Source organism: Limosilactobacillus rudii, assembly GCF_014145455.1.
Lineage (GTDB): Bacteria > Bacillota > Bacilli > Lactobacillales > Lactobacillaceae > Limosilactobacillus > Limosilactobacillus rudii.
Genome location: NZ_JACIVB010000063.1, coordinates 21758 through 34210 on the forward strand (window position 1 = coordinate 21758; position 12453 = coordinate 34210).

At 39.7% G+C, this 12453-nt stretch carries 11 protein-coding genes; 1 reads left to right on the plus strand and 10 read right to left on the minus strand.

Annotated features, from left to right (window positions below):
- Positions 1 to 215: 215 nt before the first annotated feature.
- Both pta and H5S39_RS10725 read right to left on the minus strand, forming a co-directional pair.
- On the minus strand, positions 216 to 1190 hold the full coding sequence (pta, locus tag H5S39_RS10720) for a phosphate acetyltransferase (RefSeq protein ID WP_182597063.1): 975 nt from the start codon (positions 1188 to 1190) through the stop codon (positions 216 to 218).
- Between the two features lie 50 nt (positions 1191 to 1240).
- Complete coding sequence (locus H5S39_RS10725; RefSeq protein WP_182597064.1) at positions 1241 to 1945, minus strand: uracil-DNA glycosylase; 705 nt, start codon at positions 1943 to 1945, stop codon at positions 1241 to 1243.
- Between the two features lie 151 nt (positions 1946 to 2096).
- Between H5S39_RS10725 and H5S39_RS10730 the strand changes: the two genes are divergently transcribed.
- Positions 2097 to 2675, plus strand: coding sequence for an LURP-one-related/scramblase family protein (locus H5S39_RS10730; RefSeq protein ID WP_182597065.1), 579 nt, complete (start codon positions 2097 to 2099; stop codon positions 2673 to 2675).
- A 191-nt stretch (positions 2676 to 2866) separates the two neighbouring features.
- Here H5S39_RS10730 and smpB read toward each other — a convergent pair whose 3' ends face one another.
- The 8 genes from smpB to tpiA all read right to left on the minus strand — a co-directional run bounded on the left by smpB (position 2867) and on the right by tpiA (position 12361).
- Positions 2867 to 3340, minus strand: a complete 474-nt coding sequence (smpB, locus tag H5S39_RS10735; protein ID WP_182597066.1) for an SsrA-binding protein SmpB — start codon at positions 3338 to 3340, stop codon at positions 2867 to 2869.
- Positions 3341 to 3357: 17 nt separating this feature from the next.
- Entirely contained in the window at positions 3358 to 5766 is a 2409-nt protein-coding gene (rnr, locus tag H5S39_RS10740) for a ribonuclease R (protein WP_182597067.1), read from the minus strand.
- Complete coding sequence (locus H5S39_RS10745; protein WP_182597068.1) at positions 5753 to 6529, minus strand: alpha/beta hydrolase; 777 nt, start codon at positions 6527 to 6529, stop codon at positions 5753 to 5755. Before H5S39_RS10745 ends, rnr begins: the two co-directional genes overlap by 14 nt.
- Before the next feature lie 81 nt (positions 6530 to 6610).
- Complete coding sequence (gene secG, locus H5S39_RS10750; RefSeq protein WP_003667480.1) at positions 6611 to 6850, minus strand: preprotein translocase subunit SecG; 240 nt, start codon at positions 6848 to 6850, stop codon at positions 6611 to 6613.
- 66 nt (positions 6851 to 6916) lie between these two features.
- Positions 6917 to 8467: a ClC family H(+)/Cl(-) exchange transporter gene (locus H5S39_RS10755; RefSeq protein WP_182597069.1), complete on the minus strand. Its 1551-nt coding sequence runs from the start codon at positions 8465 to 8467 to the stop codon at positions 6917 to 6919.
- A 114-nt stretch (positions 8468 to 8581) separates the two neighbouring features.
- A complete protein-coding gene (locus tag H5S39_RS10760; RefSeq protein ID WP_182597070.1) occupies positions 8582 to 9964 on the minus strand; it encodes an amino acid permease in 1383 nt (460 codons plus the stop codon).
- 234 nt (positions 9965 to 10198) lie between these two features.
- Positions 10199 to 11521 carry a phosphopyruvate hydratase gene (gene eno, locus H5S39_RS10765; protein WP_153930368.1) on the minus strand — a complete coding sequence of 441 codons (1323 nt, stop codon included), beginning with the start codon at positions 11519 to 11521 and terminating at the stop codon, positions 10199 to 10201.
- Between the two features lie 90 nt (positions 11522 to 11611).
- Positions 11612 to 12361, minus strand: coding sequence for a triose-phosphate isomerase (gene tpiA, locus H5S39_RS10770; protein WP_182597071.1), 750 nt, complete (start codon positions 12359 to 12361; stop codon positions 11612 to 11614).
- Positions 12362 to 12453: the final 92 nt, after the last annotated feature.

The window sequence follows — 12453 nt, forward strand, 5'->3', positions numbered from 1 at the left end:
TCTATTTTTATAATATTAGCCTTATTGTATCTCATTTTACGAAAGAAAGAAAAAAGGAACGTAGCAAAACCAGGTATGACCTCGTTTTCACGTCCCACAAACACAATTAGGCATCTAGGGTTCGGCTTTACCGGACTTTTGATGCCATTTGTGTACTTCACTATTCACTTTTATCTCAATAACAAGGCATATATTATAGCTACTTAATACTATTTTTATAGTGCTTGAGCAGCAGTAATCATTGCAACCTTGTATACGTCATCTTCACTGCATCCCCGAGAAAGATCAGCAATTGGGGCATTAAGTCCTTGAAGAATCGGCCCAACGGCTGTAAAGCCACCAAAACGCTGTGCAATCTTGTAACCAATATTACCTGCTTCCAAGCTTGGGAAAATAAAGACATTGGCATGACCAGCAACTTTTGAGCCTGGTGCCTTTAATTCACCGACTTCTGGAACGACAGCTGCATCAAATTGCAATTCACCATCAACAGGTAATTCAGGATCCATCTCATGAACAAGCTTAGTAGCGTCAGCAACTTTAGTAACCATGTCGCCCTTAGCAGATCCCTTAGTAGAGAAACTAAGCAAAGCAACCTTTGGATCAATTTCAAATAGGCGCGCAGTTTCGGCACTCTGGATAGCGACTTCCGCCATTGTTGGCGCATCTAATTCAATGTTAATTGCACAATCAGCAAAGATATAACGCTTGTCACCTTTTAACATCAAGAATGCACCGCTAATTCGGTGTGCGCCCGGCTTAGTCTTAACAATTTGTAGAGCTGGGCGAACTGTTGAACCAGTTGAATGAACAGCACCAGATACCATTCCATCGGCCTTGCCCATATATACAAGCATCGTCCCAAAGTAGCTAACATCTTCAAGCATCTTATGAATTTGCTCAGGAGTATTCTTACCCTTCCGCCGTTCCATTAATGAATCAAACATTGCCTGCTTATCTTCTTCAGGGTAAGTTGCCGGATCAATAATTTGTAAATCAGTAAGATCCAAATTATTTTCTGCAGCAACCTTTTTAATTGTATCCTTATCACCAAGAAGAATTGGTTCTACTAACTCGTCTTGCTTTAAGCGAACAGCAGCTCCTAAGACCCGCTTGTCTTCACCTTCAGGAAAAACAATTGTCTTATTTTGTCCCTTTACCTTTGTAGCAATCTCATCAAATAATTCCATAATGCAAGTACCTCCTTAATGGTTACTAAACATTTTAAAGTTGTGACTATTTATTTAGTCACGCCTTTATCAATAATTGGTTGGGGAGGTAACTGCCAGTCGATTGGCTGTTCTCCCATTGCTTGAAGTGCTTCATTAGTCTTCGAAAATGGTCGCGATCCAAAGAAACCACGATGTGCAGAAAGCGGACTTGGATGGGCTGATTCCAAAATAATATTAGTGTTAGTATTAATCAGCTGCTTTTTATTACGAGCTGCCCGTCCCCAGAGGATAAAAACAACTGGTTTAGGGCGTTCGGATAAGGCATGAATGGCAGCATCTGTTAACTGTTCCCATCCATGACCACGGTGTGAATACGCCTGTCCCGCACGTACTGTCAAGACAGAATTTAATAGTAAGACACCCTGATCAGCCCATTTTTTTAGGTAACCATGATTGACCGGTGTACAACCCAAATCAGCCTGAAGCTCTTTGTAAATATTCTGTAATGATGGCGGAACTGGAACTCCAGGTAACACTGAAAAACTACACCCATGCGCTTGATGTGGTCCATGATATGGATCTTGACCAAGAATAACAACCTTTACTTTGCTAAACGGCGTCCATTCAAATGCTTCAAAAATATGATGCATTTCTGGATAAATCGTTTGATGTGTATATTCTTCTTTTAAGAAATTATGCAGCTGTGCATAGTATGCACTCTCGAACTGGGGTTTTAAAACTTCCCACCAGTCATTATGAATTAATTGTTTCACGATTATTAGCACCTCGCCTATTATTTTAGCATAATTAAACAGTAGTATGCGACAAAATGAAAGCGTTTTTTATCATTAGAAGTTTATTCACCAATTTTAACAATAAGCTGGTAAAATAAAAGATAGATTAACAAAGAATGGTGGTGGCAAAGTGCGACAATTATATATTCGTGATCGTTCAACTGATTTACACGGGACAACTGTTATTCGCGATAAAGATGGCAAATCCTGCTACCTTCTTGTCGGTAAATGGGGAATAAGACACGATGCCCTATCATTATATGCAATCAGCGGTGCGCTTTTAGCCGAAGTCAAACAATTATCACTGGGACTGTTACCAAAATTTGCATTATATGTTAACCGTCAACGTGTTGGAACAATTGGTAAGGGGTTTGGCTTTGTTCAGCAAGTTGTTTATATCCGCGGTATTAACTGGATTATTGTCGGTTCGCCTCTAACAAGCCGCTATCGGGTATTTCGTGGTAGTCATTTGGTATTTTCAATTAATCCGGTTAAACTTTCAGGCGGGTATTGTCACGAATTAAAAGTAAATAAAAAAGACGATGAACCATTAGCAATTCTTATCGCCAGCATCCTCAATCATTGGGCACGACGCAGCGATCAGGAACCTCTATTGGCAAAATTATTAAAACGCTCGCCAAACCTTAGAACAAGTATGTCATTTTCGATTAGCAATCAGTTAAATTCACTAATTAATACTAAAAAATAAGGAGGTCGAGAAAAACAAAATGTTTTTCTCGACCTCAATTTATTACTAATAGTATCCGAACTTACAGATCCTAATTGCGGGAATTAACCAGAGCCTTAGAGTCTAACTACGAACGATTCTGATGATTACAGCATCATTCATCGTTCTCGGTTAGCGGCTCTTGCGGAGGTTAATTCCCCGCTTCCTCTACTTTAATAATGTTTCATTACCCGTTCAATCTCACGGTTTTGTTCACGACGCTTAATTGCTTCACGCTTATCATATTGATGCTTTCCCTTTGCAAGTCCCAACAAGACCTTTGCGTAGCCATGCTTAATATACATTTTTAATGGGATAAGCGTTACGCCCTTATCCTGTAAAGCACCATTGAGCTTATTAATTTCTTTTTTGTGCAGTAACAATTTTCGGTTACGTAATGGGTCTTGGTTAAAATAAGTACCATTATCATACTCACTGATATGCACGTTCATTAGCCAAGCTTCTCCATTACGAACCTGTGCAAATCCATCCTTAAGATTAACTCGATGTGCCCGCACAGATTTAATTTCTGTTCCGGTTAAAACTAATCCAGCCTCAACAGTCTCTGTTACGAAATAATCGTGACGGGCTTTTTTATTTTGGGCAATTAAATTATCATTGTTTTGCTGATGGGATTTTTTGACCATAATATCCCTCCCCGCTTTTAATGGTGACGACCACGAACTCCCTCATGGTCGCGTGAATTATTGTGATGCCGTGTTTGCCCACGATTAATTTGGCGGTTATTACGGTGACCATTTTCCTCATGAGTACGGCGCCATTTACCCTGGGTATTACGATAGTGGCCGCCATTATTATTTTCACGACGTTTTTTATTGTTAGACCGGCCATTTCTACCGCGACCACGACCATGATATTCATCATTCCGTGGTACACGAATCTTCGTCTTTGGTGCATCTTCAGGGTTAACTAATTCAAAATCGACTTCGCGTAAATCCTTATCTGCCCGAATCAATTTGACTTTAATTGGCTGACCAATTTGGAAAATCCGGTGTGAACGTCGCCCAATCAATGCTAAATGTTTTTCGGAATATTCATAGTAATCATCATTCATAACACTAATATGAATTAATCCTTCAACTGTGTTAGGCAATTCAACAAATAAACCAAATTTCATTACTGAGCTAACAACAGCATCAAAGGTTTCTCCTACATGATCTTCCATGTATTCAGCCTTCTTCATGCTATCCACATCACGTTCAGTGTCAATTCCGCGTCGTTCAGTAACAGAAGTATGTTCGGCAATTTCTGGGAGCTTATCACGCCAATGTTCCTTAGCAGCTTCATTTTTACCGTGTTTATCATACCATTTAATTAAACGATGGACAGTATCATCAGGATAACGCCGAATTGGGGAAGTAAAGTGGGTATAATACTTAGCCCCCAATCCAAAGTGACCCAATTCTTCATCAGAGTACTTAGCTTGTTGCATACTCCGTAATAACATTACTTGAACCATTTGTTCTTCTGGCTTACCTGCAACGTCTTTTAATACCTTTTGCAGCATCTTTGGCTTAACGTTTTTAATATCACCATGAACATTAATCCCAAATACGCTTAAGAAATCAACGAATGATTTAACCCGATCACTATCAGGGGTCTCGTGAATCCGGTAAAGAAATGGAACGTGTTCTTTGAAGTAGTGTTCAGCGACAGTTTCATTGGCAGCCAGCATAAATGATTCAATCATCCGTTCTGACAAGCCCCGGTCCCGTAACTGAATATCTGTCGGATGTCCTTTATCATCAACAATAATTTTGGCTTCCGGTGCTTCAAAGTCAATTGCTCCTCGCTTTTTACGATTCTTAAGAAGTAATTTATGGATCTCACTCATTGTTTCAAACATTGGAACAAGATCCGCGTATTGTTTCATCGTCTTTGCATCATGAGACTCTAAAATTTTATTTACGGCCTTATATGTCATTCGTGCATGCGATTTCATTACACTTGGGAAGATCCGGTGATTAACAATGCGTCCTTGTTCGTCAATTTCCATTTCACAACTCATCGCTAATCGTTCTTCTCCCGGATTTAACGAACAAATTCCGTTTGAAAGCCGCTTAGGAAGCATCGGTACCACCCGATCGGTAAGGTAGACCGAAGTACCCCGTTTAAATGCCTCACGATCTAGTGGTGTCCCTGGCTTAACGTAATGACTTACATCAGCAATATGAACTCCAAGATGGTAGTGCCCATTATCCATCTTCCACGCAACAACCGCATCATCCAAGTCCTTTGACTCAATTGCATCAATCGTTACTAGTGGCTGGTCGGTAATATCTTCCCGTCCCTTTTTCTCTTCTGGAAGAACTTGCAACGGAATCTTATTAGCCTGCTCCATTACCTCTTTAGGGAATTCATGAGGTACATCATGAGCATAAATCACTGACATAATGTCAATTCCCGGTTCATCTTTGTCCCCAATAATCTCAGTTACTGCACCAGTTAATACTTGTGGTGCTTCATCGCTTGGGTAGGTCTCAATCGTTGCCGTAACAACCTGACCATCTAGTGGCTTTAATCCTTTGTCAGTTACATAGAAATGATATTGGGATAGTTTTTTATCCTTTAGTAAGATTTCACCAATATAATTTCCGATTGTTTCCTGTTTGAATTCCCCCACCATTTGCTCATATTTATGTTCCACAATTCGGGTAACTTGTCCTTCTGGTCCTTGGTCGCTACCAGGTTTTGCTGGACGAAGCACCTTTACTTCAACCGTATCGCCATTTAAAGCGTGGAGCGTATGGTCGGGATTAATGTACATATCAGCTAAGTCAGGATCGTAATCAACAAATCCAAATCCCTTATCATTCCCATGAAACGTTCCTACTAGGGGCTGCTGTTTAATAACGGCTTCAAACTCTCCCTTTTCTGTTACTTTAACTTTCTTTTCTCGCTCTAATTGAGCAAGTGCTTGTACAATTGGGGTAAATTGATCAGCATCATCCATTCCTAACCAGTGGGCAAGACGTTCTGCCGAATAACTCATCCCTGCATTATCTGTTAAATGCGTTAATATATTTTCTTTTAAATTATTATTTGTTGTCATCAGAAGATACCTCGAATAAATTTTGTAGATATTGTTCCACATCGGCAAATAACTGACGATGGGCAGTATTGACTGTTAAAAGATGTGTCGCAGTAGGATAAAAATGATAATCAACCGGATTACCATTTGCTAGTAAACGTGCTTTTAATTGAAGACCCGATTGTGGATCAATCATTTCATCAGCACCACCCTGGGCAATAAAAAAAGGTTGGTGAATTTGCTCTAAGTGGTCACATATCTGATAAGACATTGATTTTATCTGTTTAAGCTGATGTGGCAGGCTCACTACTAGTTTATCAATTTTTTCACGAATTATTAACGGATTAAGCTTTTGTTGACGATAATACTTAGCTGCAAGCTTAGGAAAATATTCAGGTACATTTGACTGTCCCCACGTTGTAATTGGGGATGCAAAAACACCACCACCCAATAATTGCGGGTCATTTTCAAGCGCTTTTGTTGCTAATAATCCACCGAGTGAAAGACCAAATATCGCAATTTGGTCAATTCCTGCATCGCGAAGCCGAAAAATCGCCATCCGCGTATCATCCCACCAATCAGTAGGACCATTGCAAGCTAAAACATTCTTCGGGTCTCCACCGTGTCCGCTTAATAATGGCGCAAATACCGTATAGCCCTGCCAGTTAAGCTGTCGCCCTAACATCCGAACATCATTAGTATTTCCAGTATATGCATGGATTAATATCACACCGCGTCGCCCACTATGGGGAAAGAAGAAAGAGTTACCTGTATATGTTTTCACTAAACCATCCCCTTAAATCCTAAACGCAAAGTGATAAAAAGGCCTCCTGGAATCACAATAACTTCAGGAGGCACTTTAAATTTAATGTGACGAGACGTAAATCATTGCTAATGCCAGAATAAAGAAGAGTGCACCACAAATTGTTGTAACAATTTGCATAACTGCTTCAAATCCCCGTGCTTTACGCCGAGAGAATAAATCACCAGCACCGCCTGTTAATGCTGACATTGCATCATTATCGTTTTTTGCTGGTTGCATCATCACACATGCGATTAATACAACGCAATCAATTAAGAATAAAGTCATTAATGTGTTATACAAGGATTTTTCCTCCTAATACTTTCACGCTATTATCTAAACTATCATACCATACTTACATTTCTATTGCTATCCTTGTGCATAATGGGCAGCCCGAGTAACCTCATGATATACCTGCCGAGTCGTTACCGAATTTACACGTAAAATTAAAGTATCACCAGCTTGAAGCTTAGTCTGACCATTCGGAATTATTTTTTCTTCTCCGCGGCAAACAACCATCACAATACTATCTGCTGGCCAATTATAATCTTTCACTTTGCAGCCATCTAATTGCGCACCAGCATAAATTGTCAGCGACATCGTTACATCTTCCTTATGCTTCCGCTGTTGAGGATTATTACCGATAAAAGCATTAAACATTGCTGTATAAACCGGCTCACCATGTAATGCATCCACTACTAGGTAGGCAACAACGGCTACAAGCGCTAGGGGCATTAGGTGTGCTAACGAACCTACCATTTCCGTAATTAATAAAATAGCAGTAAATGGTGCTTTACTAATACAGGCAAAGTATCCGGCCATTGCATAGATTATAAAATTAGGCAAGTAACGAATAGGCATTAACCCCAACCGGACCATTAACGCACAATACACCGCTCCTAAAATTGCTCCTAATGTCAAAATCGGTAGAAAAATTCCCCCTGGTAGCTGTGAACCATAGCTAACCATCGAAAAGACAAACCGTAAGATGAATAATCCTACAAACAACGACAGCGAGAATGGCAACGAGCGCAAACTACTAATTAATTCATTTCCTCCACCAAGAGTTAACGGGAAATACCATGCAATCGGCATTACTAATAAGAATGGGATAACCGGATAAACAATGGGATGGAGGTGTGGGATTTTAGCTGTCCACGATCCCAAATGTAAAATGACTACTTGATAAAGACGACCAAGGATTCCTAACATAATCCCCAAAACAATCAAGTGCCAATAGAGCCTATTAGGTAACATATAATTGTAAGGGACATTCAGAACTGGTCTTAATCCAAAGAACTGCATTGAAACCATATTTGAACAAAGTGCACTAACAAAAGTTGCTAACCATATTACCGGTGAAAAGTTATGATATACCTCTTCTAAAATAAAAATAGTCGCCGCTATTGGGGCATTGAAGGCTGCTGAAAGACCAGCCGCTGCGCCACTTGCAATTCCAACTTGGCGATTCAAATGACCAACCTTAGCCGTTTCTTCAATCCCTTGACCAATAGTTGCTCCTAATTGAATTGATGGTCCTTCTCGTCCAAGATATAACCCAGAACCAATGGCAAAAATTCCCCCAATAAATTTACGCCATAAAACCGGCCACCACTTTTCATCAAACTGGTTTGTCAATTGCCCTTCAACTTGGGGTATTCCCGACCCTTTAATGTTGGGATGGTGCTGTGCTAGCCATCCAAGGATTAGGGCAAGGATAATTGATCCTATTCCCCATAAAACAAGGCCCCACGGATGGGTATGAAAGTATGCAAAGCTGATCTTAACAAATTGCAAAAAGGACTGAATTATTAACCGAAAAGTACTTACAACTAAGCCAGTTAACAGTCCAATCAAGATTGCACGTAGTAATTGATTAAACTGATTATAGCGATGAAATGTTTCTTTTCTACTTTCCATCTTTATCTCCAATTATTAAAAGTCTACTAGACATTTTACTACATCAACGCGACGATAGAAAATAGGAGCAGCAAAGAAATAAATGGTAATTCTTTACTACTCCTATTAGAATCATTAAGCTTTTTCAGTTTTAAATCCATGCCGAATAAGGTAAACAACTACTGCTAAGATTAATACAGCAGCCCCAACGATAACAGAAACACGAGTATCGGGATTAATGAACATAAAAATAACGATCACAATCAACATAACAAACGCAAAATAATTGGAAAATGGGTATAATGGCAACTTAAATGGATGATTAGCCATTAGATCCTTGTTGTTACGACGGAAACGTAATTCTGCCCAGAGGATTACAAACCATGGAATCATTCCCGGAAGTACTGAGGAACTAAAGACAACAACGAACATATCAGAAGTTGAATGGCTATAAACTGATGAAATCATATCAATAATAAAACCAATTAGAATTCCCCCGGAAATTCCGAGAATCGCCGCATCTGGAACAATTCGCTTCGACAAGCGACCAAAAATTTTAGGGGCGTCTCCTTCATGCGATAACTTAAAAAGCATCCGGCTCGAACTATAAATTCCTGAGTTTGCCCCAGAAAGTGCTGCCGTTAACACTACAAAGTTAATGATCGAAGCAGCCGCCGTAATTCCAACTTTGGCAAAAGTAGATACAAATGGTGATCCAACGCTACTTAATTCGTTCCACGGATAAATAGTAACAATAACAAAGATTGCCCCAACATAAAAAATTAAAATCCGGAAAAGTACTGATTTGACTGATTTAACAATCGCCTTTTGAGGATTAGCAACCTCACCAGCGGAAATCCCAAGTAACTCAATTCCTTCGTACGAACCAACGATGATTGACATGGAGAAGAAAAATCCACTCCATCCGCCAGTAAAGAAGCCGCCATGAGCCCACAGGTTACTAAAACCAGTAGGATGTCCACCATTACCAAAGCCAAAGAAAATCACCATAAATCCTAGTAAGATCATGAAGATAATCGTAACAACCTTAATCATCGCAAACCAAAATTCAAGTGATCCATATGCCTTAGCACTTGCCAAGTTTGCTAATACTAAGAAAATTATAATAACTATTCCGGCAACCCACGTATGCATGTGCGGCCACCAATATTTTAGGTATTCAGTAGCAGCTACGACTTCAGACATTCCAACAACAATATATTCAAATACATTCGCCCATTTAGCAAGATAACCGGCGATAGGATGGACATACTCAGTTGCATAATCTGCAAAGGATCCTGTTCCCGGATTGATATAGATCATCTCACCTAAAGCTCGCATGACAATATACAAGATTAAACCAACAAATGCATATGCAAGTAAAACAGATGGTCCGGTCCACTTGATCGTTGAGGTTGAACCCATAAAAAGTCCAACCCCGATTGCACCGCCAAGCGAAATCATCTCCATCTGACCAGCAGTCATCGAACGGTTAAGTTCTGGTGCCGATTTTTTCATTTATATCATTATCCTTTCGTTAATTTAAAACTCTTAAAGATTATATTATATTTTCCGCTAAATTCCAACGCCTTTTTCTCATTATTTTTTAATATAACCTACTTAACCTATTTTAATTAACCCCAAAATATTAACCTACTAATTCTCTAACCTGCTTTTCTAATTTTAAATAAACAAAAAAGACCATGGAAATTAATCCATGATCTCTATAAACTCCTAGTAATTATTCTAGGATTAACGATTTTCGATATCTTGACGAGCTTGTTGACTCAAGTTGTAGAATGAGTGAATACCCTTGTATTGAGCAACATCACCAAGTTGATCTTCAATCCGCATTAATTGGTTGTACTTAGCAAGACGGTCTGTCCGGCTCATTGAACCAGTCTTGATTTGACCTGCGTTAGTAGCAACAACTAAGTCGGCAATAGTGGTATCTTCAGTTTCACCAGAACGGTGGGAAACAATAGCAGTGTAGCCAGCTTCCTTAGCCATTTCAATAGCTTCAACAGTTTCTGTCAAAGTACCAATTTGGTTAAGCTTGATTAAGATTGAGTTAGCAGCACCCATTTGGATACCCTTCTTCAAGTAATCAGTGTTAGTTACAAAGAAGTCATCACCAACAAGTTGTACCTTCTTACCTAACTTATCAGTAATAGTTACCCAGTCATCCCAGTTGTTTTCGTCAATTGGGTCTTCAACAGATACTACTGGGTACTTTTCGATAATTCCTGATAAGTAGTTAATCCATTCTTCAGTGCTGTATTCTTCACCAGTTGACCAACGAAGCTTGTACTTCTTATCTTCGTCATTCCATAATTCTGATGCAGCAACATCAAAGGCGATGGCAATGTCCTTACCTGGCTTGTAACCAGCATCTTCAATAGCCTTAATTAAGTATTCGAATGGTTCTTCATTGTTAGCAAAGTCTGGAGCAAATCCACCTTCGTCACCAACAGAGGTTACCTTACCAGCAGCTTCCAATTCCTTCTTCAAAGCGTGGAAAGTTTCTGAGCCCCAACGAATAGCTTCACGAACAGTTGGTGCACCAACTGGCATGATCATAAATTCTTGGAAATCAACCTTGTTATCTGAGTGAGCACCACCGTTAATAACGTTCATCATTGGTGTTGGCAATACATGAGCGTTAAAACCACCAAGGTAGTTGTAAAGAGGTACTTGTAATTCATCAGCAGCAGCCCGAGCAGCAGCTAATGAAACAGCCAAAATAGCATTAGCACCTAACTTACCCTTGTTTGGAGTACCGTCTAACTTAATCATTGCCTTGTCAATAGCGATTTGGTCTGTAACTTCCATCCCTACGATTTCTTTGGCAATAATGTTATTTACATTTGAAACAGCCTTTAAAACACCCTTACCGCCAAAACGGTTCTTGTCGCCGTCACGTAATTCAACAGCTTCGTGTTCACCAGTTGAAGCACCTGAAGGAACGATACCGCGGCCTACGCCACCGGCTTCTGTGTAAACTTCTGCTTCAACTGTTGGGTTACCACGTGAATCAAGGACTTCACGTGCATAAATATCTGTAATGAGTGACATTTGATGAATCTCTCCTCTGTCATTTATTTGGAAAGCAATTCCAATTATCATTGTATTATTTTACACAATTAAAAACAAGCATTTAACAAGTTAATGGTGAACTAATCGTAAAAATGTTTCTGCATCCAAGCTAGCAGTACCAACAAGCACACCATCAATATCTGATTTATCCATTAAAGCATTGATATTAGCTGTTGTAACACTGCCCCCATAAAGAATGCGAACATCATTAGCAACTTCATCGCCATACATATCACTAATTGTTTGCCGAATTAAATAACAACCCTCTGCCGCTTGCGCTGGATCAGCACTTTCACCAGTTCCAATTGCCCAACTCGGCTCATAGGCAATCGTCACATGACATATTTCATCATTAGATAAACCGTGAAGGTCCGCCAAAATCCTGCTAACTACCCAGTGAACCTTCTTCCCCGCGATTCGTCGGCCCATTGTATCATCACAACACACAATTGGGCATAATCCATTTTTCAAAGCTGCTTTGACTTTTTTGTTAATTAAATCATCTGTTTCACCAAAATAAGTTCTTCGTTCAGAATGTCCTAAGATAACATGGTGAATTCCCGCCTGATATAGGGCATAGGGGCTAGTCTCACCAGTATATGCCCCCTTATCCTTATAATAACAATTTTCAGCCATTATCTTTAGCGGCGAGTCACCAGCAGCTTTAACCATTGGCACTAAGCACAGTGTAGGCGCCGCAAGTGCTGTTTCAAGTTCATCCGCAGGTGGCAGTTTTTCCTTAATCTGATTAACAAACGAAACCGCTTCTTGAACATCCTTATTCATTTTCCAATTTCCGGCAATAATCGGTACCCTCATTATCTGTACCTCCTAAAATGGGAATAACCTTCTCAATAAAGTGATTTACGGCAATAAATAAGTTACCCTCGTCTTTAATATTTATTCGTAAA